Origin of the sequence: Achromobacter anxifer (assembly GCF_903652925.1) — a bacterium.
GTDB classification, from domain to species: domain Bacteria; phylum Pseudomonadota; class Gammaproteobacteria; order Burkholderiales; family Burkholderiaceae_B; genus Achromobacter; species Achromobacter anxifer.
Window position 1 is genome coordinate 1 of sequence record NZ_CAHLAR010000021.1, and the last position, 26,300, is coordinate 26,300.

28 protein-coding genes are annotated in these 26,300 nt (G+C 67.2%); 7 read left to right on the top strand and 21 right to left on the bottom strand.

The annotated features are described in order from the left end of the window. A partial coding sequence (locus HWY37_RS33535) for a phosphate acyltransferase (protein ID WP_254595970.1) occupies window positions 1–1,318 on the top strand: 1,318 nt, incomplete at its 5' end. A 119-nt stretch (window positions 1,319–1,437) separates the two neighbouring features. Here the strand turns inward: HWY37_RS33535 and HWY37_RS33540 are convergent. From HWY37_RS33540 to HWY37_RS33550, 3 genes are all read right to left on the bottom strand, one after another. Continuing rightward, complete coding sequence (locus HWY37_RS33540) at window positions 1,438–1,773, bottom strand: hypothetical protein (protein WP_373418184.1); 336 nt, start codon at window positions 1,771–1,773, stop codon at window positions 1,438–1,440. A gap of 282 nt (window positions 1,774–2,055) precedes the next feature. Further along, complete coding sequence (locus HWY37_RS33545) at window positions 2,056–2,412, bottom strand: DUF4148 domain-containing protein (protein WP_175211413.1); 357 nt, start codon at window positions 2,410–2,412, stop codon at window positions 2,056–2,058. A 275-nt stretch (window positions 2,413–2,687) separates the two neighbouring features. Next, window positions 2,688–2,903 carry a SlyX family protein gene (locus HWY37_RS33550; RefSeq protein ID WP_008167310.1) on the bottom strand — a complete coding sequence of 72 codons (216 nt, stop codon included), beginning with the start codon at window positions 2,901–2,903 and terminating at the stop codon, window positions 2,688–2,690. A 93-nt stretch (window positions 2,904–2,996) separates the two neighbouring features. On the opposite strand from HWY37_RS33550, the gene HWY37_RS33555 reads away from it, so the two are divergent. Next, on the top strand, window positions 2,997–5,072 hold the full coding sequence (locus HWY37_RS33555) for a TonB-dependent receptor (protein WP_176090855.1): 2,076 nt from the start codon (window positions 2,997–2,999) through the stop codon (window positions 5,070–5,072). Between the two features lie 9 nt (window positions 5,073–5,081). On the opposite strand, the gene HWY37_RS33560 is transcribed toward HWY37_RS33555, so the two are convergent. The 14 genes from HWY37_RS33560 to HWY37_RS33625 form a co-directional block, all read right to left on the bottom strand. After that, window positions 5,082–5,714, bottom strand: a complete 633-nt coding sequence (locus tag HWY37_RS33560; RefSeq protein ID WP_176090830.1) for a nitrogen fixation protein NifQ — start codon at window positions 5,712–5,714, stop codon at window positions 5,082–5,084. Between the two features lie 107 nt (window positions 5,715–5,821). Continuing rightward, window positions 5,822–6,244, bottom strand: coding sequence for a DUF3995 domain-containing protein (locus tag HWY37_RS33565; RefSeq protein WP_176090831.1), 423 nt, complete (start codon window positions 6,242–6,244; stop codon window positions 5,822–5,824). A gap of 96 nt (window positions 6,245–6,340) precedes the next feature. After that, window positions 6,341–6,691 carry a cytochrome o ubiquinol oxidase subunit IV gene (gene cyoD, locus HWY37_RS33570; RefSeq protein WP_054451659.1) on the bottom strand — a complete coding sequence of 117 codons (351 nt, stop codon included), beginning with the start codon at window positions 6,689–6,691 and terminating at the stop codon, window positions 6,341–6,343. Further along, window positions 6,691–7,305, bottom strand: coding sequence for a cytochrome o ubiquinol oxidase subunit III (cyoC, locus tag HWY37_RS33575; protein ID WP_176090832.1), 615 nt, complete (start codon window positions 7,303–7,305; stop codon window positions 6,691–6,693). The genes cyoD and cyoC overlap by 1 nt, the downstream gene beginning before the upstream one ends. A gap of 3 nt (window positions 7,306–7,308) precedes the next feature. Continuing rightward, a complete protein-coding gene (gene cyoB / locus HWY37_RS33580; protein WP_176090833.1) occupies window positions 7,309–9,285 on the bottom strand; it encodes a cytochrome o ubiquinol oxidase subunit I in 1,977 nt (658 codons plus the stop codon). Window positions 9,286–9,287: 2 nt separating this feature from the next. Further along, on the bottom strand, window positions 9,288–10,196 hold the full coding sequence (gene cyoA / locus HWY37_RS33585) for a ubiquinol oxidase subunit II (protein ID WP_176090834.1): 909 nt from the start codon (window positions 10,194–10,196) through the stop codon (window positions 9,288–9,290). A 258-nt stretch (window positions 10,197–10,454) separates the two neighbouring features. Next, entirely contained in the window at window positions 10,455–11,006 is a 552-nt protein-coding gene (locus HWY37_RS33590; protein ID WP_042794894.1) for a response regulator transcription factor, read from the bottom strand. A 5-nt stretch (window positions 11,007–11,011) separates the two neighbouring features. Beyond that, entirely contained in the window at window positions 11,012–12,214 is a 1,203-nt protein-coding gene (locus HWY37_RS33595; protein WP_175211428.1) for a HAMP domain-containing histidine kinase, read from the bottom strand. Window positions 12,215–12,449: 235 nt separating this feature from the next. Beyond that, entirely contained in the window at window positions 12,450–12,809 is a 360-nt protein-coding gene (locus HWY37_RS33600; RefSeq protein WP_175211430.1) for a DUF4148 domain-containing protein, read from the bottom strand. A gap of 286 nt (window positions 12,810–13,095) precedes the next feature. After that, complete coding sequence (locus tag HWY37_RS33605; RefSeq protein WP_176090835.1) at window positions 13,096–13,590, bottom strand: copper chaperone PCu(A)C; 495 nt, start codon at window positions 13,588–13,590, stop codon at window positions 13,096–13,098. Between the two features lie 26 nt (window positions 13,591–13,616). Further along, entirely contained in the window at window positions 13,617–14,240 is a 624-nt protein-coding gene (locus HWY37_RS33610; RefSeq protein ID WP_176090836.1) for an SCO family protein, read from the bottom strand. Between the two features lie 61 nt (window positions 14,241–14,301). Then, window positions 14,302–14,727: a DUF2946 family protein gene (locus HWY37_RS33615; protein WP_176090837.1), complete on the bottom strand. Its 426-nt coding sequence runs from the start codon at window positions 14,725–14,727 to the stop codon at window positions 14,302–14,304. Window positions 14,728–14,755: 28 nt separating this feature from the next. Then, window positions 14,756–16,297, bottom strand: a complete 1,542-nt coding sequence (locus HWY37_RS33620) for an acyl-CoA-binding protein (RefSeq protein ID WP_176090838.1) — start codon at window positions 16,295–16,297, stop codon at window positions 14,756–14,758. Continuing rightward, the gene (locus HWY37_RS33625; protein WP_176090839.1) at window positions 16,287–17,576 is read right to left on the bottom strand and encodes an MASE1 domain-containing protein; all 1,290 of its coding nucleotides are present in this window, start codon (window positions 17,574–17,576) and stop codon (window positions 16,287–16,289) included. Before HWY37_RS33625 ends, HWY37_RS33620 begins: the two co-directional genes overlap by 11 nt. A gap of 243 nt (window positions 17,577–17,819) precedes the next feature. Here HWY37_RS33625 and HWY37_RS33630 point away from each other — a divergent pair, with 243 nt between their 5' ends. After that, the gene (locus HWY37_RS33630; RefSeq protein WP_175211513.1) at window positions 17,820–18,518 is read left to right on the top strand and encodes a peptidoglycan DD-metalloendopeptidase family protein; all 699 of its coding nucleotides are present in this window, start codon (window positions 17,820–17,822) and stop codon (window positions 18,516–18,518) included. A 33-nt stretch (window positions 18,519–18,551) separates the two neighbouring features. Here the strand turns inward: HWY37_RS33630 and HWY37_RS33635 are convergent, their stop codons facing one another. From HWY37_RS33635 to HWY37_RS33645, 3 genes are all read right to left on the bottom strand, one after another. Further along, on the bottom strand, window positions 18,552–19,307 hold the full coding sequence (locus HWY37_RS33635; RefSeq protein WP_175211510.1) for an amino acid ABC transporter ATP-binding protein: 756 nt from the start codon (window positions 19,305–19,307) through the stop codon (window positions 18,552–18,554). After that, on the bottom strand, window positions 19,304–19,984 hold the full coding sequence (locus tag HWY37_RS33640; protein WP_175211512.1) for an amino acid ABC transporter permease: 681 nt from the start codon (window positions 19,982–19,984) through the stop codon (window positions 19,304–19,306). Before HWY37_RS33640 ends, HWY37_RS33635 begins: the two co-directional genes overlap by 4 nt. A gap of 84 nt (window positions 19,985–20,068) precedes the next feature. Continuing rightward, on the bottom strand, window positions 20,069–20,851 hold the full coding sequence (locus tag HWY37_RS33645; protein WP_175211509.1) for an amino acid ABC transporter substrate-binding protein: 783 nt from the start codon (window positions 20,849–20,851) through the stop codon (window positions 20,069–20,071). Between the two features lie 194 nt (window positions 20,852–21,045). Here HWY37_RS33645 and HWY37_RS33650 point away from each other — a divergent pair, with 194 nt between their 5' ends. Next, window positions 21,046–22,131, top strand: a complete 1,086-nt coding sequence (locus HWY37_RS33650) for a P1 family peptidase (RefSeq protein WP_217706417.1) — start codon at window positions 21,046–21,048, stop codon at window positions 22,129–22,131. Window positions 22,132–22,216: 85 nt separating this feature from the next. Continuing rightward, window positions 22,217–22,846: a PAQR family membrane homeostasis protein TrhA gene (gene trhA / locus HWY37_RS33655; protein WP_175211507.1), complete on the top strand. Its 630-nt coding sequence runs from the start codon at window positions 22,217–22,219 to the stop codon at window positions 22,844–22,846. 79 nt (window positions 22,847–22,925) lie between these two features. Here trhA and HWY37_RS33660 read toward each other — a convergent pair whose 3' ends face one another. Further along, window positions 22,926–23,399 carry an Lrp/AsnC family transcriptional regulator gene (locus tag HWY37_RS33660; protein ID WP_175211506.1) on the bottom strand — a complete coding sequence of 158 codons (474 nt, stop codon included), beginning with the start codon at window positions 23,397–23,399 and terminating at the stop codon, window positions 22,926–22,928. Between the two features lie 138 nt (window positions 23,400–23,537). Here HWY37_RS33660 and kynU point away from each other — a divergent pair, with 138 nt between their 5' ends. Then, a complete protein-coding gene (gene kynU / locus HWY37_RS33665) occupies window positions 23,538–24,788 on the top strand; it encodes a kynureninase (RefSeq protein WP_176090840.1) in 1,251 nt (416 codons plus the stop codon). 76 nt (window positions 24,789–24,864) lie between these two features. After that, entirely contained in the window at window positions 24,865–26,271 is a 1,407-nt protein-coding gene (locus HWY37_RS33670) for an amino acid permease (protein ID WP_176090841.1), read from the top strand. The last annotated feature ends 29 nt before the right edge of the window (window positions 26,272–26,300 follow it).

The window sequence follows — 26,300 nt, forward strand, 5'->3', positions numbered from 1 at the left end:
CCGCGGCGCGCTGGACGTGGGCGCCACCACCATCACCCGCGAGATGGAAAAGGCGGCGGTGTACGCCATCGCCGAGCTGGCCGAGGAAGAACAGAACGAAGTCGTGGCGGCGGCCTATGGCACCTACGACATCTCGTTCGGCCCTGAATATCTGATTCCCAAGCCCTTCGACCCGCGCCTGATCGTGCGCATTGCGCCGGCGGTGGCAAAGGCGGCGATGGAAGGCGGCGTGGCGACGCGTCCGCTGGCCGACCTGGAAGCCTACGAAGAGCAGCTGCAGCAGTTCGTGTACCACTCGGGCGCCTTCATGAAGCCGCTGTTCTCGGCGGCCAAGCGCATCGTGCGCGAAGGCGGCAAGGCCCGCATCGTGTTCACGGAAGGCGAGGACGAGCGCGTGCTGCGCGCGGTGCAAGTGATTGTCGACGAAGGCCTGGCCCGTCCCATCCTGGTGGGGCGTCCCGCGGTCCTGCTGTCGCGCATCGAGAAATTCGGCCTGCGCCTGCGCCTGGGAGAGGACGTCGAAGTCACCAACCCGGAATACGACGAGCGCTTCCATCAGTACTGGACCACGTACTGGGAACTGATGTGCCGCCGCGGCATCACCAAGGAAATGGCGCGCGTCGAAATGCGCCGCCGCCTGACCCTGATCGGCGCGATGATGGTGCACCTGGGCGATGCCGACGGCATGGTCTGCGGCACCGTTGGCGCGTACCACGATCACCTGCGCTTCGTGGACGAGGTCATCGGCCGCCGTCCGGGCCACAACGTGTACGCGGCCATGAACATCCTGCTGCTCAACGAGCGCACGGTGGTGCTGGTGGATACCCACGTCAACGACGAGCCCTCGGCCGAGCAGATCGCCGAGTTCACGGTGATGGCGGCGCAGGAAATGGCTCGCATGAACCTGGCGCCCAAGGTTGCGCTGCTGTCGCGTTCGAACTTCGGTTCGGGCAGCTCGGCGTCCGGCGCCAAGATGCGCCGCGCGCTGGAACTGGTGCGAGAGGCCGCGCCGGATCTGGAGATCGATGGCGAGATGCATGGCGACTGCGCGCTGGACGAGGCGCTGCGCATGCGCATCCTGCCTTCGTCTTCGCTCAAGGGCGAGGCCAACCTGCTGGTGTGCCCGAACGTGGACTCGGGCAACATCGCCTACAACCTGTTGAAGACGGCCGCGGGCGGCAACGTGGCGGTGGGCCCGTTCCTGCTGGGCGCCAATGCACCCGTGCACATCCTGACCTCCAGCTCCACCGTGCGCCGCATCATCAACATGACCGCAATGACGGTGCTGGACGCCAACCGGGTCGAAGCCTCGGCCTGATTCCGTTCATTGCGCGCGCCCTTGCGGCGCGCGCGGACCGGGCACAAAAAAAGCGCGCCGCTCCATCCTTGGATGGGCGGCGCGCTTTTGCATGCGCCGGATTCCGGCGCATCGCGGCCTTAGTTGCGGCTGGCCTTCCAGGTGCCGTCCGGCTGCTTGCAGAACCAGAACTGCCACTTTTCAGTGGTGGCGCCGCGGGCGAAATCGCCGACCAGGAAGCGGCAGACGCGATCGTCCTTGATCTTGCTGGTTTGCGTGGGCGTCAGTTGCACGGTGATAGGCGCGGCCCGCTTGGGCTGGTGGGTGCTGGTCCATTCGGTGCGCTGGCCGTCGGCGGAGCTGTTCAGCGATTGCGCCACGGCTTCGTGGAACGAGGGCTGATCGGCCTTGGGGATCTGCGTGATGATGGCATTGTTCAGCATCACCGGAGGCGCGGCGAAGGCCGGCGCGGACATGCCGCAAGCCACAAGCAAAGAGGCGAGAACGCGGGTGTGTTTCAAGATGGGCTCCCTGTTGAGTCGTAGTGTTATGCCTGATCTTGGGGCGATAGTACGCGAACGGATGGAACAATGCTTTGCGCGGCGCGCCGAAACTGGCCGTTTTTTCCTTGAGGCCACATCGCAATGAAGAAAGCGCCGCTTCATGCAGTGCGGCAGCTACCTTCCTCATGGGCGAAAAAAAGCCGCCAGAGTCTGGCGGCCAAGGTACAACAAGGGGAGGGGTAAATCCGCGTGCGCTCAGTTGCCGTGGTAGACGCCTTGGAACGGCACGTTGTTGGGTTCCACGTCGGCCATCTGGCCGGCGGCGCGGGCGGCGGCCAGTTCGGCGCGCACTTCAGCGCGGGTCTTGCCCGTGTGCGGGGTGCCATAGACGCCTTGGAAGGGCACGTTGTTCGGTTCCACTTCCGCCATCTGGCCGGCGGCCTTGGCGGCGGCCAGTTCGGCTTGCACCTGGGCGCGGGTCGGGCCTTCATAAGGGGTGCCGTAGACGCCCTGGAACGGAACGTTGTTGGGTTCGATGTTGGGCGAGGCGGCATAGGCGCCGGCGCTCAGCGCAGCCAGGGACATGATCAATGCGGTAGCGAGGGTCTTCATGGTAAATCTCCGATTTCAAGAGCCTTGGGAGCGAATCGGCGGCCTATCCGTCTGGTTCGTTGCTGTTTCCCGATGACTCAATATTGCGCTGAATCGGACTAGGGATAAACCCGTATATCGGTAAAAGATATTCCCATCAGTGGAAAGATAGGTAAATTCTTTGGATATATTTCCACTCATGGAATTCAAAGGCGACGCGCAGGCGAGCGCCGGCCGGCGCAAAGGCCGTTCCTGGGCGTAATCGGGGGAGAGGGCGCGCCAGACGCGGCCCGGGGTCAGTAGTGCGGCGGCAGTTCGTCGCGCAGGCTGCGGAAGGGGGCGGCGCCCTCGGGCGCCTGCTGGCGCAGGTCGGCGACCTCGCGCATCAGCCGGTCTATCTGCTGTTGCTGGCGCACGATGATCTGATTGAGCTGTTCCAGCAGATCGTCCGCGAAGCTGGCCTTGACCTCCAGGTCCAGCAGGCGGCGTTCGATGTCTTGCGATTTATCCATGGCGGGTATTAGAACCGATTCCCGCCCCGGTCCCTACAGGAGGCGCGCTTGGCGCAACAGGATGGGTGGTTTTCGCGCTTGCGGCGCTGGGCCATGCACGGCTTGCTGGCCTCGTTTCCGGCGATCGCGGCCTGGGCGCAGCCGTCCGGCGAACTGCTGCCGGCGGTGGTGGTGACGGGCACGCGGCTGGGCGCCTCGGTGCTGGATACGCCGGCCTCGGTGGACGTGGTGGAAGGCGCGGCCATGCGCCAGGGGCAGCCGGGCATCAATCTTTCCGAAGGCCTGGCCGGCGTGCCTGGCCTGCAGATTCAGAACCGCCAGAACTACGCCCAGGACCTGCAGATATCCAGCCGCGGCTTCGGCGCGCGTTCCACCTTCGGCGTGCGCGGGGTGCGCCTGTACGTGGACGGAATACCGGCCACCATGCCGGACGGGCAGGGGCAGACCTCGAACATCGATATAGGCTCGCTCGGCCGGGTCGAGGTGCTGCGCGGGCCGTTTTCGGCGCTGTACGGCAATTCCTCGGGCGGCGTGATCCAGGCCTACACCGAGGACGGGACGGCGCCGCCTTCGCTATCGGCCAGCGGCTGGAACGGCAGCTACGGCACCTGGCGCTATGGCTTGCGTGCCAACGGCGCCAGCGCCGGGGGCGGCGTGGACTATGTGCTGGACCTGACTCGTTTCACCACCAATGGCTATCGCGACCACAGCGCCGCCCGCAAGAATCTCGGCAATGCCAAGCTGGGCCTGCAGCTGGATGACGCCAGCCACCTGACCATCGTGGCCAACAGCGTGGACCTCAAGGCGCAGGATCCGCTGGGCCTGACCTATCAACAGTTCCAGGATGATCCGCGCGCGGCGCCGCTGGCGGATCAGTACGACACCCGCAAGAGGGTCAGGCAGACCCAGGGCGGCGCGGTTTACGAGCGCATGGTGGACAGCCGCAACACCTTGCGGGTGATGGTCTATTACGGCCAGCGCGACACCACGCAATACCAGGCGATTCCGCCGGCGGCGCAGATGGCCCCGACCCAGGCCGGCGGCGTCATCGACTTGAAGCGCCAGTACGGCGGCGCGGACCTGCGCTGGACGTCCGAGCTGGCGATGGCGGGCAGGCCGCTGACCCTGATCGGCGGCTTTTCCTACGATTCCATGCGCGAGGACCGCAAGGGCTACCAGAACTACACCGGCGAGGGGGCCGGGCGCCAACTGGGCGTGCAGGGCGCGCTGCGACGCGACGAAACCAACACCGTCTACAACGCCGACCCTTATCTGCAGGCTTCCTGGAAGGTATCGGAGCGCTGGACGCTGGATGCCGGCCTGCACTACAGCACGGTCAGCTTCGATTCCGACGACCATTACATCGCGCCCGGCAATGGCGACGACAGCGGCGCGGCGCGCTACCGCAAGGCCTTGCCGGTGGCGGCGGTCCGCTACGCCCCGGATCCTGGCCTGAGTCTCTACGCGTCGTATGGCCGGGGCTTCGAGACGCCGACGCTCAACGAGATTTCCTACCGCCCCGGTGGCCAGCCCGGCCTGAATTTCGGGCTGGCGCCCGCGCTCAGCGCCAATCTGGAGGCCGGCGTGAAAGCGCGGGTGGCGGGCGGCCTGCTGACCGCCGCCGTGTTCCATACCCGCACCGATGACGAGATCGTGGCTGCGGGCAGTTCGGGCGGACGGACCTCCTACCAGAATGCCGGCCGCACGCGGCGCGACGGCGTGGAGCTGGGCTGGTCCGGCGACTTCGCGCGGCATGGGCGCGCGCAGCTGGCCTATACCTGGCTGAACGCGCGCTACGCGGACGACGGGCCGGGCGATATCCGCGCGGGCAACAAGATCCCGGGCATCGCGCGCCAGGCGGCCTATGCCTCGCTGGCCTGGGCGCCGCCGGAAGGCTGGCAGGTCACGCTTGAAGGGCGCTACCTCGGCAAGGTCTACGTCAACGACGCCAACGACGGCGACGCGCCCGCCTATTTCGTGGCGGCGCTGAGCGCGGGCTATGTGCTCAGGACGGGGGCCTGGGAGTTGAACGCCTATGGGCGTGTGGACAACCTGTTCGACCGCCGCTACGCGGGTTCGGTGATCGTCAACGAAACCAACGGACGCTATTACGAACCGGCGGCGGGGCGCAGCGTGGGGCTGGGCGTCGGGGCGACCTACCGGTTCTGAGCAGTGGCCTCAGTCCGGCATGTCCGGATAGCAGAAGCCGTAGTCCTCGCAGGCCGGACAGCCGGGCGCGGCGGCGGGCGGCAGGCCCGCCTGCTCACAGGCGGAGTAGGCCAGGAATTGCTTCCACCGCAGGTTGCGCACATTGCGCACCACCAGGCCGGGATAGTGGCGCGCCAGCAGGAAGGTCACGTCTTCGCGCCCGGACAGGCCCAGGTCGCGCCACAGATGGTCGGGCCGCAGGCAGGCGTGCGCCAGCACGCTGCTGACCCAGGGAGTAGTGCTCGTGCCCGGGGCGCGCCAGGCGTCCAGCAGCGCGCGCAGCAGGCGCATGAACTCCGCTTGCGCCGCGTCCGGGCCGCGTACCGGGTAGATGGCGGCCTGCGCGCGCAGCGGCGCCAGCGCGGGGGCATGGCCGGTCAGCGCGCCGGGGAACAGGCGCGCGGCCAGTTCTTCCAGTTCCCGGGACGACAGGCCGCAGCGGCCCAGGTCGCCGCAGGCCAGGCTCTTGCCGATGACCGTGGCGAAGAAGCCCGCGTCGGGATGTCCCGGGGGCGCATGGCGCAACAAGGCGCCGGCAAACCGCTGGGCGGATTCGGCGTCGTCGGCCGGGGTGGCAGCAGGGGCGATCGTGGCGGCGTGCATGGTCTGGGGGCGGCGCTGGCAGAATGATTAAAGTGTTAAGGAAATCGTTATAACGCTGAATATATAACGAAAGCCGCGGCGGGTCCTTGCCCGAACGCATGGCCGCGTCAGCCGCCCCAGGCCGCGGTCAGCATGCCGGCCGCCAGCAGCAGGCACAACGGCGAATACACCCGCGTGTCCAGGCGCGCGAACGGGTCTTCGCCCAGGCGCTTGAAGAATCCCACGTAGCGGAAGTCGCCAATGGCGCGGCCCAGCAGCGCCAGCGCCACGGCGCTGCCGGCCCAGCGCAGCCAGGCGGGCGATGCGTCCAGGCCCAGCAGGCCGCCATTGGCGGCCGCCAGCGCGGCGAAGGCCATCAGGATCAGCGCCACCGCCAGCGTGCCGGCGGCCGAAGGCTGGAACAGCGGCTTGCCGTCCTTGCGAGGCAGGGCGGCCCCGTGTGCCAGCTGGCCGCCGCAGGCCCAATAGGCATGCCACAAGGACAGGATGGCGAACACGGCGCAGGTGAGGGCGGCGACAACGGTTTGCATGAGGCGACTCCAGATGATGTGACGGACGGGGTTGTTAGCCAAAAAAAACAGGCGCCCCGGGGGACGCCTGTTTTCTGCTTCAACGGCGGGCTGCCATTACATGGCGTGGCCCATGTTGACGTTCATGTTGTACAGCACCCATGCCGAACCGCCGACGATGATGGCGATGATCATCACGGTGAAGACAAACGTGGCAAGGTTGTCGCGGGCCGACTTCGATGCGCCCATGTGCAGGAAGTACACCAGCTGCACCAGCAGCTGGAGCACGCACAGCGCAACCACGCCGGCGATGGTGATGGCGTGGGACAGTCCGCCGTTCATCACCAGGCCGAAGGAGCCGAAGGTGAGAAGCAGCGAAAGCACGAAACCGATGATGTAGGACTTCAGGCTGCCGTGGTCGGCGGCGTGATCGTCGTGGCCGTGTGCGGCCGCAGCGGAGTGCGACATCAGATGGCTCCCATGAGATAGACGAAGGTGAAGACGCAGATCCAGACGATGTCCAGGAAGTGCCAGAACAGGCTCAGGCACGCCAGGCGACGCTTGTTGATCGAGTCCAGGCCATGGCGGCGGATCATGTCCAGCAGGACGATGATCCAGATCAGGCCGAACGTGACGTGCAGGCCGTGCGTGCCGATCAGCGTGAAGAACGCCGACAGGTACGCGCTGCGGCCCGGGCCGGCGCCTTCCGCGATCAGGTGATGGAATTCATAGACTTCCATCGCGATGAAGCCCGCGCCGAACAGGAACGTCACCATCAACCAGCCCATGGCGCGGCTCTTGTTGTTGGCGTGCACGTTCAGGTTGGCCATGCCGAAGGTGAAGCTGGAGAACAGCAGCAACAGCGTTTCGACCAGCACGAACTTCAGATCGAACAGTTCCTTGCCCGTCGGGCCGCCCGCGGTGGCGTTGGACAACACCGCGAACGTGGCGAACAGCACCGAGAAGATCAGCAAGTCGCTCATCAGATAGACCCAGAAACCGAAAACGGTCTTGGATCCATCGTCGTGATGCGCGTGATCGTCGTGACCCGCGTGGGGGTGAGTGGCTACGGCTTGAATCATGGCTCAGGCGGCCTTCTGCATTTTGTCAAAGTGAGCGTTTTCGATGCGTTCGACTTCCGCGGCCGGGACCCAGTAGTCGACGTCGCGGTCATAGGCGCGGACGATGAACGAACCGATCATGCCGACGAAACCGACGATGGACAGCCACCAGATGTGCCAGATCAGCGCAAAGCACATGACCAGGCCAAAGGCGCCGATGAATACGCCGGCGGCGGTGTTCTTCGGCATGTGGATGTCTTCGTACTTGGCCGGGCGCTTGTAGGCCTTGCCGTTCTGCTTGTCTTCCCAGAACTGGTCCAGCTCGTCAACCTTCGGCACGTGGGCGAAGTTGTAGAAAGGAGCGGGCGAAGAGATCGACCATTCCAGGGTGCGGCCATCCCAGGGATCGCCGGTGACGTCCTGGTTCTGCTTGCGCTGGCGGACCGAGACGAACACTTGCTGCAGCAGGAACCAGATGCCCAGCATGATCAGCGCGGCGCCGGCCAGGGCGACCAGCAGGTAGGGCTGCCATTCGGGGTTGTCGTAGTGGTTCAGGCGGCGCGTCATGCCCTTGAAGCCCAGGATGTACAGGGGCATGAAGGCCAGGAAGAAGCCGACGAACCAGCAGTAGAACGAGTAGCGGCCCAGGCGCTCGTTCAGCGTGAAGCCGAACGCCTTGGGGAACCAGTAGGTCATGCCGGCGATGCAGCCGAACACCACGCCACCGATGATGGTGTTGTGGAAGTGGGCGATCAGGAACAGGCTGTTGTGCAGCACGAAGGACACGCCGGGGATGGCCAGCATCACGCCGGTCATGCCGCCGATGACGAACACGATCATGAAGCCCAGCGTCCACAGCACCGGCGTCGTGATGCGCAGGCGGCCGCGGTAGATGGTGAACAGCCAGTTGAAGATCTTCGCGCCCGTCGGGATCGAGATGATCATTGTCGCTATGCCGAAGAAGGCATTGACGTTGGCTCCCGCGCCCATGGTGAAGAAGTGGTGCAGCCAGACCAGGAACGACAGCACGCCGATGGCGGCCGTGGCGTAGACCATGGACTTGTAGCCGAACAGGGTCTTGCGGGCGAAGGTGGCGACGATTTCCGAATACACGCCGAACGCCGGCAGCACCAGGATGTAGACCTCGGGGTGGCCCCAGATCCAGATCAGGTTCACGTACATCATGACGTTGCCGCCCATGTCGTTCGTGAAGAAGTGCGTGCCCAGGTAGCGGTCCATCGTCAGCAGCGCGAGCGTTGCGGCCAGCACGGGGAAGGCGGCGACGATCAGGACGTTGGTGACCAGCGAGGTCCAGGTGAAGATCGGCATCTTCATCAGGCTCATGCCCGGCGCGCGCATGCGCAGGATGGTCACGATGAAGTTGATGCCGCTAAGCGTGGTGCCCAGCCCGGATATCTGCAGCGCCCAGATGTAGTAGTCCACCCCTACGCTCGGGCTGTAGTCCAGTCCGGACAGCGGCGGATAGGCGAGCCAGCCGGTCGCGGCGAATTCGCCCACGAACAGCGAGATCATCATCAGCGCGACGCCGGCGCCGAACAGCCAGAAGCTCAGCGAGTTCAGGAACGGGTAGGCCACGTCGCGGGCGCCGATCTGCAGCGGCACCACGAGGTTCATCAGCCCGGTGATGAAGGGCATCGCCATGAAGAAAATCATGATGACGCCGTGGGCGGTGAAGATCTGGTCGTAGTGGTGCGGCGGCAGGAAGCCGGCCGAGTCGGCGGAAGCGACCGCCAGCTGGGTACGCATCATGATGGCGTCGGCGAAGCCGCGCAGCAGCATGATCAGGGCGACGATGATGTACATCACGCCGATACGCTTGTGGTCGACCGTGGTCAGCCACTCCGTCCAGAGGTACTTCCACTTCTGGAAGTAGGTGATGGCGCCGAAGACCGCTAGGCCTCCCAGGCACACGGCGGCCAGCGTAACCATGACGATGGGTTCATGGTACGGAATGGCCTCGAGGGTGAGTTTCCCGAGCATTGTTAGTTAATTCCTGCGATCAGATTGTTCGACGTGGGGGTGCACGTGGCGGAGTCCACGCCGGCCATCTTGGTCATGGTGCTGCCAAGAATGAAATCAAACATGGCGGGGGGCGCCGAGGAGTACTTGACGACCGGGTTGCGCTCGCTGCGCTTGCTCAGCTCCGCGTAGACCTCGGGGGTCAGCGCCACGGGGGCAGCCTTGGCTTCCTTGACCCAGTTGTCGAAACCTTCCTGCGACATGGCGATGGCCTTGAAGCGCATGCCGGAGAAGCCGGCGCCGCTGTAGTTGGCCGAGATGCCCGCGTAGGTGCCGGCTTCGGTCGCATTCAGGTGCAGCTTGGTCTCCATGCCGGCCATCGAGTAGATCTGGCTACCCAGCTGGGGGATGAAGAACGAGTTCATGACCGTGGCCGAGGTGATCCGGAAGTTGACCGGAACATCGACGGGGAAGGCGATCTCGTTGACCGTGGCGATGTCGTACTCGGGGTAGATGAACAGCCACTTCCAATCCAGCGAAACCACCTCGATGGTGACCGGCTTGTGTTCGGATACGAGCGGCTTGTAGGGATCCAGCGCGTGCGTCGAGCGCCAGGTGATCACGGCGAGAATCGCCACGATGATACAAGGGACGGTCCAGACCACGACTTCGATCGCGGTGGAGTGGGCCCACTTGGGCTGGTAGTCAGCCTTGGTGTTGGATGCGCGGTATTTCCAGGCGAAAGCCAGGATCATGACAATGACCGGAATCACGACGATGAGCATCAGCCCGGTCGCCGTGAACAGCAAAGTCTTTTCCTGGGCGCCAATATCTCCCTTGGGGGAGAGGATTTCCATGTTGCAGCCGCCAAGCAGCATGACCGCGCCGACGCCAATAATGCGCGTAAGGGTCGCAAGGAGGGGGTGTTTCACGTACAGCCTTGGATGGAAGGTGGAAAATGCTGCATAGCAGCAGACTGGAATGCTGCTAGGCAGCAACGTCCATCCTATCGGCTTGATATGGGTCAAGCATGCGACGAATGGTCGCATTGCCTGGGAGGATTCTGCCCCAAGGAGGGCAGATTCAGGGTTTTCCTAGGGGAGCAGGGGCTTGCTGCAAGGTTCCTGGGTGCGACGATATGTCGCACCCGCACACGGGGACCCTGCGACGATTTGTCGCATCCGCACAAATCAGTCGATGAGCACTTCGCGTTCCGGCCCCGGTTTCTTGGCCAGTTTGCGCTGCAGGGAGCGCCGGTGCATGCCCAGGAGGCGGGCCGCCGCCGAAACGTTGCCGCCGGTTTCGTGCAGGGCCTGGTGAATGTGCTCCCATTCTAGGCGGTGCAACGGTGTCATGGTGGTTTCGATCGTAACGTTTTCCGGCTTCACCAGCCCCAGGGTGCGCAGGATCATCGGCGCGGTGGCGGGCTTGGGGAGGTAGTCGTCGGCGCCGCGCTTGATGGCCTCGACGGCGGTGGCCACGCTGGCGTAGCCGGTGACCAGCAGGATGCGCATGTCGGCGCGCAGGGCGCGCAGGGGACGGATCAGGGTCAGGCCGGAGTCCTCGCCCAGGCGCAGGTCCACCAGGGCGAAGGCGGGGCGGATTTCCTCGGCCACGCGCAGCGCCTCGGCGATGCCGGTGGCGGTACGGGTTTCCAGGCCGCGGCGCGACAGGCTGCGCTGCAGGGTGCGCACATACAGTTCGTCGTCGTCGATCAGCAGGCCAAGATCGGTTGGGTTCATTGCACTCAAGTTCCGGGGTTGCCTAGCGGCAAGTAAAAGCGGATGCGCGTGCCGCCCTCTTCGGCGGCGGTCATGGTCATTTCACCGCCCATCTGTTCCACCGTGGCATGGGACAGCGCCAGGCCCACGCCCAGCCCTCCGGGCTTGCCGCTATTGAACAGGCTGGTCGCGGGCAGCAGGGTCTGGTCGGGGTCGAAGCCCCGTCCGTAATCCCTGACTTCGCCACGCAAGGCGCCATAACCGTACTCCAGATGCAGGTCCACGCGGGGCGCGTCGGCGGCTTCGCCGGCGTCCGCCGCATTGTTCAGCAGGGCCTGCAGCAGGTGGGCGATGGCCGGATCGACCCGCAGGCTGCTGGGCAGGGCGCCCGAACGCTGCAGATCGATGGTCGGCCGGATCAGTCGCCATTGCCCCACCACGCGGACCAGGTCCACCGCGGTTGGGACAGCCAGATTGCGGATGCGTTCCCGGCACAGGGCCAGCAATTGGCTCAGCGTGGAGACGTCGGCGCGCAGGTCCTCGTCCTTGACCTCGGCGGCGATCTCGTCGGCCAGCAGGGTCATGGTGGCCAGCGGGGTATTCAGTTCGTGCGCCATCGCCGCCGCGTGGGTGGCCAGGGCCACGATGCCTTCGTTGCGGGTGAAGCGTTCGCGCAGCCGCGCCAGTTCGCGCTCGCGGTCGCGCAGGTCCGAGGCCAGGCGGGTGGAAAACACCAGCACCACCACCACGGAAATGAGGAAGTTGGCGCCCATGCCCCACAGCAGCAGGGTGTGGGTGTCGACGTTGCCGCGCAGGGGCTGGCCGAAGATCGCGGCCGCCGCGTAGCCCGAGATGCCCGCCACGGCCGCGGCCAGCGCCCAGTTGCGCGGCAGCGCCAGCGCCGCCAGCGCGGTCAGGATCAGGAACATCATCCCGAACGGATTGCTGATGCCGCCGCTCCAGCCCACCATCCAGGCCAGCACCGCCATGTCCACGAACAGATGGCCGAAGGCCGTGGCGTGGGACAGGTCGCGCCGGTGGCGCAGGCGCAGGCTGGCGTAGACGTTGAAGCCGATCAGCGCGCCGACGCCGATCCACAGCGGCTCGAGCGGCAGGGCCAGGCCCAGGACGCTGCTGGCCAGCAGGATGGTGGCGGCCTGGCCCGCGATGGCGAGCCAGCGCAGGCTGCAGAGGGTACGCAGGAATGAAAAGGCGGAACTACCGGGCATATCCAGATACAGAGGTGCCGGCAGGCTGCCGGCGGCTACGGGCGCCCGGCTGCGCGGAACGCTGGCATCCGGGGCGCGGCGGCGGGGGCCGGCTGCCGCCACGCCCGAGGGGGGCTGGCGGTGGATGTGCTGGCATTGTATGGCGAATCAGGAGCACGCGCCGGATGGGCGGCGCTTTATGTGTCCCTGATAAATTCGCCAGCAGGCTCGGCCTGACGCCGCCCGGGCCTCTGTATCAATGGATATCGGAGGTGCCGCTATGGGCCATCGCGGGAGGAGGATAGTCTTCCTGGTCGGACGCCATCTGCCCCTGGATCTCCGCCTGCTGCAGCTCCTGCTGCACCTGGGCGCGCGTTTCGCTCTGGTGGGACACGATGGGGGGAGGATAGTCTTCCTGGCCGAACGAGTACTGGCCGTCGGCCTTGGACTGAGCCAGCTCGGAACTGACCTGGGCCGAAGTCTTGGCGGCGGGGGCGGTGCGGGAGACCTGCCAATCACCGTAGAGATCGCGCGAGTACTGCGTGGTTTGGGCCTGGACGGCCCCGGCGGCGGCCAAGCCGGCGCATAGCAATAAGGTCCTGCTAAGGGTCTTCATGAAACGCTCCTGGCAATCAAAGCTTGCGGCCGTTGCGGGCCGCGCCTTCGTTCGCGCTGCTGCCTGCGGACGATTCCTGGATGCGGCAATGCCTGACCAGGCGCGCCGCGAGGGCGCACCAGGTCTTTTCAATTCGACCCGGCGCGCGGCGCGGCGTTGCATCCGAAACGCGCTTGTTGCAAGGAAGCTGTTTCAGCGGTGCAGCACAGCTGTCAGTCCGCTGTCGGGGGGCGGTTCCAGCATCAGGGGCTAGTTCCAGCCTCAGGGGCCGGTTCCAGCCCCCGCTTCAGTGGCCGTGGCCGGCGGCGGGAGCCGCGCCCGCGTTCAGCGGACGCGCCACCGCCTCGACCGCGACCCGGCGCTGCTGCTGCGCGGCGTCCTCGACGATCAGCGTCAGGGCCACGTGGTCGCCCGGGGCGATCTGGCGGGCCAGGTCGATCAGCATGACGTGGTAACCGCCGGGCTTGAGTTCCACCGCCTGGCCGGCGGGCAGGGCGATGCCCGGCACCTGGCGCATCTTCATGACGTTGTCCTGCATGGCCATCTCGTGGATTTCCACGTGCTTGGCGGCCTGCGATTCCACACCGACCAGGCGGCCCGCGGCGGCGGAGGTCAGGCGCATGAAAACGCCGGTGGCGTGCTGGTTGGGCACGGTCGAACGCACCCAGGCCTCGTCGACCTTCAGGCCGGCGTCCTGGGCCAGCGCGGCGGGGCTGGCGCCGGCCAGGGCGCAGAAGGCGAAGGCGGCGGCCGCCAGGGATTTGATCGTGGTTTTCTTCATGTCGGTTTCCTCTTCGATGGTTCGGTTCAGAGCACGGTGCGCAGGTCGTCCACGCATTCCTGCGCGCTCTGCTGGTGGCGCAGGGCGATGCGCAGCTTGCCCTGGGCGTCGATGACGTAGGTCAGCGCGGTGTGATCCATGGTGTAGGACGAGCCGGTCGCGACCTTCTGGTAGAAGACCTTGAACGACTGGGCGGCGGCGCGCGTCTGCTCGGCGTTGCCGCGCAGGCCCACGAAGTCCGGATCGAAGGCCTGGGTGTAGGCGCGCAGGATCTCGGGCGTATCGCGCTCGGGGTCGACGGTAATGAACAGGACGCGCAGCTTGCCCGCGTCCGCGCCCAGCAGGCTCTTGATTTCAACGGCGCGGGTCAATGCCGTGGGGCAGATGTCCGGGCATTGCGTGAAGCCGAAGAACAGCATGACCGGCTGGCCCGCGTAGTCGGCCAGCCGGCGTACGCGGCCGTCGGTGTCCTGCAGCTGGAAGTCGCCCGCGGGCATGCTGGAAAGATCCATGCCGTGCAGTTTCGGGGCGTCGGGCCCGCAGCCCGTCAGGGCCAGCAGGGCGAGGGAGGACAGCAGCAGGCGGCGCCGCGGATCGGGCGCGTGGGAGCGCGCGGCGCCAGCGGGCGCGCGCAGAATGGGGAAGTGCATGAAAACCTCGTTGGTTGACGTATCGTCCAAGGGCGCGGCGGGGCCGCGCGGTCAGGCGGAGTCAGGCGAGGAATGGCGGGGCGCGGGAGCCCAGCGGCGGCCCGGCCGCGGCTTGCGCGGGCAGGGTTTCGCGCAAGGGCGCGGGCTGCGCGTGCCGGCCGGCGGCCAGCAGCAAGGGGGAGATCGCAGGGGCGGGCGCGGGCGCCAGATGCGCCAGCAGGCCGAAGGGGCAGAGCGCGCCGGAGTCGGCCGTGTCGTGCCCGGACTTGCCCTGGTCGCCGGGCGACAGCGCCAGCGTCAGCGCCGACAGATCGCCGGAGGCGGAGCAGAAGGTGACTTCCAGGCGGCCGTCATGCAGCGCCCGGGTGTCGGGCATGTAGCCCGCGGGCACCAGCGCGCGCAGCGCCAGGGCCACGAGCGCCAGCCACAGCACGGCCCGGACGCGCGCGGCGCTGCCGGGGTGCTGGAGGCGGGTCAGGCGGAACATGGCGGCATTTTAGTGCGCGGACACGGGCTCAGGCTGCGTCCAAGCGCCGCACCAGCGCGATGTAACGGCGCTGCGCCTGGTCGGCGGGCAGGCCCGCCAGCAGGCGCCAGGCCGCGTGCCGCACCAGGTCCAGCGGCGCCGCGCCAGGCTCGGGTGCGACCGGCGCATCGCCGTGGCGCGCCTGCTGCTCGTAGGCGTGCAGCCGGATGGCGACGGCGGCCGAAGGCTGCTGGGCCAGGGCCCGCCGCTCGATGAGCGCGGCTTCGAAGGCATCGGCCAGTTCGCCGGCGGAAAGGGCCAGGGTGTCCGCGTCGATGCTGTCGCCCACGGGTTCCCGGCCGCTGGCGGCGGCCAGTCTGCGCCACAGCGCGTCCTCGCGTCCGGGGTCGTCGGCGCGGGCGTCGACCTTGGCGATGGCGTTGTTGCGCAGGCGCAGCGTGTGCGTGGCCGTGCCCTGGTGCAGCTGCGCGCCGTCCTGCACCTGGTAGCTCAGCGGCAGGGTGACGGCGCGGCCCGCCGCGGCGGGCTGGCCCACGCCGCTGATGGCGAAGGTGTTGCGCGAATAATCCATCAGGCGCGAGAACAGGTCGATCAGCGCGCCCCGGCCTTGGTAGACGCCGCTGACGGGGTTGTCGCCGGCTTCGTTCCAGACCACGTCTTCGGCGAACAGCGGGAACAGCAGCTCGAACTTTCCGGCCTGCAGCGAACTGCGGTACGTCTCCAGGATGCGCTCGACGTCCTCGGCGCCCATGGGGGCGGGGCGTCCGGCGGCGCGCGCGGATTGCGCGGCGGCGGGATCGCGGCCCATGAATTCGAGCACGTTGGCGGCGACCCGGTCGCGGTCATTGTCCACGCAGATCATGTGATAGCTGTTGTCCAGCAGCACCATCCGGCTGCCCGCGATCTGTTCGTGCAGCAGATGCGCCGAGCGCACCGAGGTGAGCTCGTCTTCGTGGGCGTGCACGATCAGGGTGGGGCAGGCGATGCGGTCCAGCCCCCGCCGCACGAAGCCGCGCAGCCGGTCGACTTCGCGCACGCAGGCCAGCGGCACCCAGCGGTAATGGAAGTTCTCGCCACGCTCGAACTTGGCCTTGACGATGGACCTGACCAGTTCGTTCTTGATGCCGTAGGGCTCTTCCTCTTCGACGCGCATGCGCGCGGCCAGGCCGGGAATGCGATAGACCAGCTTGCGCAGGCCGCGATACCACGGCGTGCTCCAGCCGTCGATGAACACCGGCGCGGCAAGCGACACCAGGCTGCCCTTCCTGTGGTCCACCCGCTTGCAGAGCTCGACCGCCAGCAGCGCGCCCAGGCACATGCCGACCACGTGCAGCGTGTCGTAGCGGCCGGCGATCTCGTGGTACTTGGCGGTCACGGCTTCCAGCCAGGCTTCCGCGCGCACGGGCACCAGGTCTTCCGGCGTGGTGCCGTGCCCGGGCAGGGTCAGACTGTGCGTTTCGATGCCGACGCGCTTGAGCACCTTGTGCATGGATCCCAGGTCGTACTGGGTCCCGCCCAGGCCGTGGATCAGCAGGGCGCCCGTGGCGGGACTATGTGTACTAACGGACATCTGCCGGCTCGCGCTCGATTTCTCCGAGACGCCACATGCCCGCCACGACCGCGACGCTGCCGTCGAAGTCGGCCAGCGGCGAGCCGCGGTCGCTGACGACGCGCCAGCCGCCGTCCGCGTGTGCCAGCCGGAACGGCAGCGGCGTGCGGTCCTGCGCGCCCGCGCGCCGCGCCGCCCAGTGCATCGACAGGCGGGCGCGGTCGTCCGGGTGCGCCAGCGCCAGCAGCGCGTCCAGGTTCTGGATGGCGCCGGCGGGCAGGCCGAACGCTTCCTGCAGGTCGCCGGCCAGTTCCAGCGCGCCGTCATGCGGGTCGTAGCGGTACATGAGCTGATGGCTGCCAGCCAGCGCCAGGTCGAAGCGGCTGCGCCATTGTTCGGCATCCGCCTGCGCCTGCGCGCGGGCGCTGCGCAGGGTGTTGACCAGCAGGAGCAGCAGCGCGGTGACTACCAGATAGACCTGGGTGGCCAGCAGCACGTGCCCGGGATCGTTCACTTCGACGAAGGGGCCTTCGCCCTGGGCGCTCTGGTACAGCGCCATCGTCATCAGGGTGACCATCGCCAGCGTGCCGCCCTGCGGCCCCCAGACCAGCGCGATCAGCACGGCGAACACCAGGGGCAGGTAGGTCAGCTCGAACGACACGACATAGGGCAGATTGCGGATCATGTCGCCATCGAAGGTCATGAAGGTCGACACGATCATCAGCGCGTAGGCCGCGGCGCCCAGCATGAAATCGCGCGTGCGCGGGCCGCCCGAGCGGCGCGGGCGGAACTGCGCCCACCCCGTCAGCGCCGGCGCCAGGATCAGCACGCCGGCCAGGTAGGCCACCACCCAGGTGCGCAGCCGAAGCAGGGCGCCGGCCTCGTGCGTCAGCCACAGCCAGCCTCCGCCCAGCAGCGCGCTGGCGGCCGCGCCGGCCACCGCGCCCGCCAGCAGCGCGGCCACGAAGCCCGGCCCGTGCGCGCGCGGCGACAGCCGCTGCACGGTCCAGGCGGCCAGCATGGAAGACAGGCTGCCGGCGACCGCGAACACGATCGCCGTCGCCGGCTGGCCGCGCCAGGCCAGGGTCAGCACCAGCTGGGCGCAGAAGAAACCGGCCAGCAGCAGCGGCCAGTTGCGGCGTCGCGACAGCAGGTAGGCGCCCACCGCCACGCCCGGCGGCAGCCACACGAACGACGCCTGGCTCACCGGGTCGTTGAGCAGATGCGAGAACCAGCCGCAAAGCAGATACGGGATGGCCCACAGCAGGCAGAGCGGATTTCTTCCGGATGTGTCTTTCATTCCCATGGGGGTCCTTGCAGGGGCATGATGGCCGGGCGCAAGACTTGCGCCGCAATCTGCGCGTTATACACGCCCGGGGCGTGCATGCGAAGCTCCCGCGCCACACCTGGGCGTCAAAATCTTGGTACCCTTGAACGCACGCAAATCCCGCCACCTCACTCAGTGCCCCAGGTTTCAGTGCTTTCCTTGTCCGCCACGGCCTCGCCCGTTTCCGTTCCGCCTGTCATAAGCCAGACCAGTCCGATCGTCCGCCGCTGGCTGTGCGTCCTGGCGGTGTCGCTGCTGGCGCTGTTGACCGCCTGCGGCACCACCAAGGTCCAGCCCGGCTATTACCGGGTGCAGTCGGGCGACACCCTGACCCAGATCGCGCGCAAGCAGGGCACCAGCGTGAACGACCTGGTGCGCTGGAACAATCTGTCGAATTCCAATTCCATCGAGGTCGGGCAGATGCTGCGGGTCGAGCCGCCCGCCGGACAGGCGCGCACGTCGTCCGCGCCCAGCAAGGCGCGCGGCAAGCCGGCGCCCGCGCCGAAGTCATCCACGTCCACCGCCAAGCGGCGCACCGCCCCGCCGGGCGCGATCTCGCTGGTGTGGCCCGCCCAGGGCAAGGTCACCCGCGGCTACGACGGATCGGGCTCCAACGGCATCGTCATCAGCAATTCGTCCGGCACGCCGGTCGTCGCGGCGGCGCAAGGCACGGTGGCCTATTCGGGCAGCGGCCTGCGCGGCTACGGCCACCTGGTCATCGTCAAGCACAACGCCAGCTTCCTCAGCATCTACGCGCACAACAGCAAGCTGCTGGTCAAGGAAGGGCAGCGCGTCAGCCAGGGGCAGAAGATCGCCGAAATGGGCAACAGCGACAGCAAGCAGGTCGGCTTGTACTTCGAGCTGCGCTACGACGGGCAGGCGGTGGACCCGGCGGGATCCTTGCCGCCCAGGTAGGCGATTGCCGCAACGGCGCTGCCGGCATGGACGCTACAGCGCCGCTTCCTGCGTCAAGGTGGAAATGAACGCCGCCGTGCGCGGATCCCTGGGTTGGCTGAACAGGGTCCGCGAATCGCCGGATTCGACCACGGTCCCATCCAGCAGGAACACCACTTCGCGCGATACGCTGGCCGCCAGGCGCAGGTCGTGAGTGGCCATCAGCATGGTCATGCCTTCCGCCGCAAGCTGGCGCAGCACGTCCACCACTTCCGCCGCCAGGCCGGGGTCCAGCGCCGAGGTCGGCTCGTCGCATAGCAGCACGCGCGGCGCGGGCGCCAGCGCGCGGGCGATGGCCACGCGCTGTTGCTGGCCGCCTGACAGGTTGGCGGGCCAGGCGTCGGCCTTTTCCAGCATGCCGACCTTGCGCAGCAGTTCCTCGGCGCGCGCGCGGGCGCGGTCCAGGGGCCATTTCTGCACGGTCAGCAGGCCTTCCATGACATTGCCGATGACGGTCTGGTGCGGGAACAGCTGAAAGTTCTGGAACACCATGCCGGTCTGCTTGCGCACGCGCTGGACCTGGTCGCGCGAGAGCTTGCGGCCGGGTTCGAAATGCACCGTTTCCGGGCCGATCTCCAGCGTGCCCCGATCGGGCACTTCCAGCAGGTTCACGCAGCGCAGCAGGGTGCTCTTGCCGCTGCCGGACGGGCCGATCAGGGCGGTGACGCTGCCTTCGGCGATGCTCACGTCGACCTGCTTGAGCACGGGATTGCCGCCGAACGCCTTTTCTATCTTTTCCAGGCGGATCATCGGTTCTTCTCGTTAAAGACCGCGTGCTGGCCGAAGCGCCGTTCCAGGCGCACCTGCGCGGCGGACAGGACGGAGCTGAATACCAGGTAGATCAGCGCGGCCTCGGTGTACAGGATCAGCGGTTCATAGGTGACGGCGGCGATGCGCTGCGCCGCCTGGAAGATCTCGGGCACGGTCAGCACCGCCGCCAGCGAGGTGTCCTTGACCAGCGCGATGAAGGAATTGGACAGCGGTGGCACCGCCACCCGCGCCGCCTGCGGCAGGATGGTACGGCGCAGCGCCTGTGCGCGCGTCATGCTGAGCGAATAGGCGGCTTCCCACTGGCCCTTGGTGATGGACTCGATGGCGCCGCGTATCACTTCGGAGTTGTAGGCGCCGACGTTGAGGGTGAAGCCGATCAGCGCGGCGGGCAGCGGGTCCAGCACGATGCCGGCGCTGGGCAGCCCGTAGAAGATCACGAACAGCTGCACCAGCAGCGGCGTGCCGCGGATCAGCCAGACGTAGAAGCGCACCACGGCCACCAGCGGCGCCGGGCCGAACAGCCGGATCAGCGCCACCACGAAGGCCAGCGCCAGCCCTAGCGCGAAGGACATCAGCGTGAGCGGAACCGTGAACATCAGCCCCGCGTGCAGCAGCGGCCAGAACGAGTCCGCCATCAGCTGCACCCAGGCCGGCACCGCCCAGTTGCCTATTTGCGCCAGCAGCCAGTCGGGCAGGACGGATTGCAGCCAGGGGGGTAGCGTCATGTGCGCTCCGCTCGCTTATTGCGCCGACAGGTCCGTGCCGAAATACTTGACCGAGATGGTCTTGTAGGTGCCGTCCGCCTTGATGTCGGCCAGCGCCTTGTTGATGGCGGCCTGCAGCTCGGGGTTGCCCTTGCGGATCAGCACGCCCGAATTGCTGAACTCGGCGGTCTTGTCGGTGGCGGCGATCTTCACCTTGGCATTGGGCTTCTGCTTCTTGAAGTCCAGGAACGACAGGTTGTCGTTGACCGTGGCTTCCACGCGGCCCGAGGTCAGCAGGTCGATGGCTTCGTTGAAGCCTTGCACCGCGACCACTTCCGCGCCATGGCTCTGCGCTAGCTTGCCGAAGTTGCTGGTGAGCGTGTTGGCGGACTTCTTGCCCTTCAGGTCGTCGAAGGACTTGATGCTGGTGTTGTCGTCGCGCACGATCAGCACGGCGGCCGACGAGATGTAGGGATCGGAGAAGTCGTACTTGGCGCGGCGCGCGTCGGTGATGCCGACCTGGTTGATCACGGCGTCGTAGCGCTTGGCGTCGAGGCCGGCGATCAGCCCGTCCCATTTGCCTTCGACGAATTGCGCCTTGACGCCCAGGCGTTCGGCGATGGCGCGGCCGATGTCCACGTCAAACCCGGTAAGCTGGCCGGATGCGTCGTGGAAAGTGAAGGGGGCGTAGGTGCCTTCGGTGCCGATCTTGAACACGCCGGCGGACTTGATCTGGTCCAGGCCCGACTGGGCGTGGGCGGCGGACAATGCGGCGACCTGGACGAGGCCGGCGACGAACAGCGTACGGAAGAGTTTCATGGCGGTGCTCCAGGGATGGCAGGTATCACTGTGGAGAGCATCCGTGCCTGCAATGCCCTCCGGCGTAGCCGCACTCTAACAACGGGTCTATTTTTCCACAAAGCATAAGGAATAGTAAAAATATAGCGGCAAGTCATATGGCGATACCCATGCCCCGGCGCGATGCCGCCGGGGTTCATCCAGGCGGGACTTTGATGGAGATCGGTGTGGAACAGCAATGGAACAGGCGGGCTTTCATGATGGCGGCCGCGGGCGCGGCGGCGGCGGGCGCGATGCCGGCCCAGGCCGCGGACGGCCCGCGGCTGATGCCGGGCGGCGGCAGCATCACCCAGGTGGAGGGCCTGCGGGTGGGGCATTACACCGATACTCGCCGCCCGACGGGCTGTACCGTCATCATCGCTGAAGCTGGCGCGACCGCCGGGGTCGACGTGCGCGGCGCGGCGCCGGGCACGCGCGAGACGGACCTGCTCAACCCCGTCAACATGGTGGAAAAAGTGCATGCCATCGTGCTGTCCGGCGGCAGCGCCTTCGGCCTGGACGTCGCCTCGGGCGTCATGCGCTATCTGGAAGAAAAGAAGATCGGCTTCGACGTGGGCGTGGCGCACGTGCCTATCGTGCCCTCGGCCATCCTGTTCGACCTGGGGGTGGGCGACGCGTCGATCCGGCCGGACGCGGCCGCGGGCTACCAGGCCTGCAAGTCGGCCACGGACGCCGCGCCGCAAGAGGGCAACGTGGGCGCGGGAGCGGGCGCGACGGTGGGCAAGCTGTACGGACCCAAGCGCGCGATGAAGGGCGGCCTCGGCAGCGCCTCGCTGACGGTGGCGGGCGTGACGGTGGGCGCCATCGTCGCGGTCAACGCGGTGGGCGACGTGGTGGACCCGGCCACCGGCCGCATCCTGGCCGGCGCGCGCACCGCCGACGGCAAGATGCTGCTGGACACCCGCGCCGCCATCCTGGCCGGCGACCTGCCCAAGTCGATGCGCGCAGGCACCGCCACCACCATCGGAGTGGTCGCCACCGACGCCAAGCTGACCAAGGCGCAGGCGCAGAAGATCGCCGGCATGGCGCACGACGGCCTGGCCCGCACGATCAATCCCATTCACACCATGCTGGACGGCGATACCATCTTCGCGCTGGGCACGGGAACCTCCGGCAAGCCGGGCAACGTGATGCTGCTGGGCGTCATGGCGGCCGAGGCCATGGCGATCGCGGTGCAGCGCGCCATCCTGTCGGCGCGCGCGCTGGAAGGCTATCCCGCGGCGGTGGACTTCGTCGCCTGACGACCACGCGCCCTGACCTCGGGCTGTCACACAACGGCGCCATCATGGGTGGCGCCGGCGCGTGGCCGGCTGGCGGAGGGCGTGCATGTACAAGGGCGAACGATTCAACGGCGCGACGCACCTGGCCGGCCTGGCGCTGGCCGTGGCCGCGTCGGGCGCCCTGATCGCCCGCGCCGCCGAATTGAAGGCCGACACCCGCCAGGTCATCGCCTGCGCCGTGTTCGCGGCGTCGATGATCGCCGTCTACGCCTCGTCGGTCCTGTTCCATTGTTCCCGCGGCCGCCGCAAGGCGCTGTGGGCCAAGGCCGACCACTGCGCGATCTACCTGCTGATCGCGGGAACCTATACGCCGCTGGCCTTCGGGCCGGTGGAGCACGGCTGGGGCGCGGCCATGGGCGTGGCGATCTGGCTGCTGGCGGCCTTCGGCGTCGGCCGCGAGCTGTGGTGGGCGCGCGGCGCGGCGCCGGCCCTGCCGCTGTATCTGGCCATGGGCTGGCTGGGCGTGATGTTCGCCGCGCCGATCGCGGGCGCGCTGTCCTCGACCGGGCTGGCCTGGCTGCTGGCGGGCGCCGCCGTCTACACGGCCGGCACGCTGTTCTACGTCAATGACAAGCGCTGGCCGCACGCGCACGGCATCTGGCATCTGTTCGTCATGGGCGGCACGGCCTGCCACTTTGTGACGGTGTTCGGCTTCCTCAGGTTGAGTCCGGCCTGAGCGGGGCCGCTTCCAGGGATCGCCAGCCCCGGCGCGGGGACGATGCGCTCCGGCCTGCGCCAGGCGGCGCCGGCCGGCCCTAGCGCCAGTTTGCCAGCGGCAGCATGCCGCCCCGGTCCTTCACTTTGCGCATGACGATATGCGAGGACAGGTTCCGCACGCCCGGGATCTTGCTGAGCTTGTCCTCGACGAACCGCGAGAACGCCTTCAGATTGCGCGTGCGCACCGTCAGGATGTAGTTGGACGCGCCGGTCACGATGCTGGCCTCGGTGATTTCGTCATGCAGCGCGATGCCGGCCAGGAACTCCTCGTGCCAGTCCGGGCGCGACTGGTCCAGCGACACGTGGACGATGGCTTCCAGCTCGAAGCCCAGTTTCTCGGCGTCCAGCACGGCGCGGTAGCTGCGGATCAGCCCGCTTTCCTCCAGCGCCCGCACGCGTCTCAGGCAGGCCGACGGGGAGAGGGCCACCTGCTCGGCCAGGTCCTGGTTGCTGAGGTGGCCGTCTTCCTGCAGCCGGTAAAGAATGCGCTGGTCTATCGCGTCTATCTGCATGATGCAATCAAATTCCAAAAAATCGGATTACGTGCAATCCAATGCGGAAATCTAGGGTAATCCGCGCCTGAATTTGCAATTTATCAGCCCGATCGCGCTGATAGTATGTATCCAGAATATTGCCTCATGGAGCCGAAAATGAACACCCGCGAAGCCTGCGTGAACGCCGATCGCCAGGATCCCCTGGCGCCCCTCAAAGACCGTTTCGACCTGCCGCCCGGCGTCCTCTACATGGACGGCAATTCCCTGGGCGTGATGCCCAAGGACGCCGCCGCCCGCGCCGCCGCCGTGATCGGCCAGGAATGGGGCACGGGCCTGATCCGCAGCTGGAACACCGCGGGCTGGTTCGAATTGCCCGCCCGCCTGGGCGACAAGCTGGGCCGCCTGCTGGGCGCGCGCGAAGGCGAACTGGTGGTCACCGACACGACCTCGCTGAACATCTTCAAGGCGCTGGCCGCGGCTTTGCGCATCCAGCAGCACCAGCACCCGAAGCGTCGCGTCATCCTGTCCGACCGCGACAACTTCCCGACCGATCTCTACATGATTCAGGGCATGATCGACCTGCTGCAGCAGGGCTACGAAATGCGCCTGATCGACGACGAGCTGCCGCTGGAAAAGGCGCTGGACGAGTCCGTGGCGGTGATGCTGCTGTCGCACGTGAACTACCGCAGCGGCCAGATGCACGACATGGCCGCCGTGACGGCGCTGGCGCACGAGCGCGGCGCGCTGGCCATCTGGGACCTGGCGCACGCCGCGGGCGCGGTGCCGGTGGACCTGAACGGCGCCAATGCCGATTTCGCCGTGGGTTGCACCTATAAGTACCTGAACGGCGGCCCGGGTTCGCCCGCCTTCATCTGGGTGGCGCCGCGCCACACCAAGGACTTCTGGCAGCCGCTGTCCGGCTGGTGGGGCCACACGCGGCCGTTCGACATGGCCGTGGCCTACGAACCGGCCGGCGGCGTGCGCCGCTACCTGTGCGGCACCCAGCCCATCGTGTCGCTGTCGCTGGTCGAGTGCGGCCTGGACGCGGCGCACGCCGCCGACATGGCCGAGGTGCGCAAGAAGTCGCTGGCGCTGGGCGACCTGTTCATCGCGCTGGTCGAAGAGCGCTGCGCCGGCCACCCCCTGACCCTGGTCACGCCGCGCAAGCATGCCGACCGCGGCAGCCATGTCAGCTTCCGCCACCCCCACGGCTTCGAGGTGATGCAGGCGCTGATCGCGCGCGGCGTGATCGGCGATTACCGCGAGCCCGAAGTGCTGCGCTTTGGCCTGACGCCGCTGTACTTCGGCTACGCCGACGTGTGGGACGCCGTCGACATCCTGAAGGACGTGCTGGACACGCGCGGCTGGGACAAGCCGGAATTCAAGCATCGCGCCGCCGTGACCTGAGCGCCGCGACGCAACCGTATTGCGCGGGCCTCGCCGGCCCTACATCCACAAAGAGAGCGCAGGACTGGAGGAGACAATGCAACAACAGAAAGGATTCGGCCAGATCGCCGAACGCGAGCAGGGCCTGAAGCGGCGGCTGACGTCGGGACAGATGAGCATGATCGCCATCGGAGGGGCCATCGGCACGGGCCTGTTCCTGGGCAGCAAGTTCGCCATCGGTTTTGCCGGGCCCAGCGTGATCATCAGCTATGCCATCGGCGGCGTGATCACGCTGCTGCTGATGGGCTGCCTGGCGGAGATGACGGTGGCGCATTCCACCTCGGGTTCCTTCGGCGCCTACGCCGAGCACTATGTCGGCCCGCTGGCGGGCTTTCTGGTGCGCTACGCCTACTGGTCCTGCGTGGTGCTGGCGGTGGGCACGGAAGTCACCGCCGTGGCGGAATACATGAAGTTCTGGTTCCCGGACGTGCCGGGCTGGCAGTGGGTCTGCCTGTTCTCGGCGGCGCTGATCTTCATCAACGCGATGAGCGTCAAGACTTTCGGCACCGTCGAATACTGGTTCTCCACCATCAAGATCACCGCCATCGTGGCCTTCATCATCCTGGGCGCCTACGTGGTCTGGGGCAATCCGCAATACGGCGCGGCGCTGTACACCTCGCACGGCGGATTCTTCCCGAACGGCGTCTGGGGCATGTGGATCGCGGTGGTGATCTCGATCTTCAGCTACCTCAGCGTCGAGATGATCGCGGTGGCGGCGGGCGAGGCCGAGGACCCGGAGCGCGCGGTCAAGAAGGCGTTCCGCGCCACCATCGTCCGGCTGGTGGTGTTCTACCTGCTGACCTTGGCGCTGATCCTGGCCATCGTGCCCTGGGACGAGGCCGGCAAGGGCGGCAGCCCCTTCGTGAAGGTGATGCAGGCGCTGGAGATTCCGGGCGCGGCGGGCGTCATCAATTTCATCGTGCTGGTGGCCGCGCTGTCCGCCATGAACAGCCAGCTGTACATCACCACCCGCATGATGTTCAGCCTGTCGCGCGCAGGCCATGCGCCGTCCGCATTCGGGCGGCTGACGCGCGGCGGCACGCCGCTGAATGCGCTGCTGCTGTCGACCAGCGGCATCGCCATTGCGGCGGTGCTGAACGTGCTGTACCCCGAGACCTCGTTCACGCTGATGATGGCGATCTCGATGTTCGGCGCGCTGTTCACGTGGATGATGATCTTCGTCACCCACTATTGCTTTCGCCGCCGCTGGGCGCGCGAAGGCGGCGGGCAGCTGTCGTTCAGGATGCCGGGCTTTCCGCTGCTGACGCTGTTGGGCGCGGGCGCGATGCTGGCCATCCTGGCCACCACCTACTTCACCAGCGTGTTCAAGATGACGCTGGTGTTCGGCGTGCCGTTCCTGCTGGTGCTGGCGCTGTTGTACCAGCTGCTGTTCCGTCGGCGCGGCGAAAGCGTGGCGCTGACCCCGCGGGATCAGCGTTCCTGAGGCTGCCGCGTTCGGCATGGGCAAGGGCC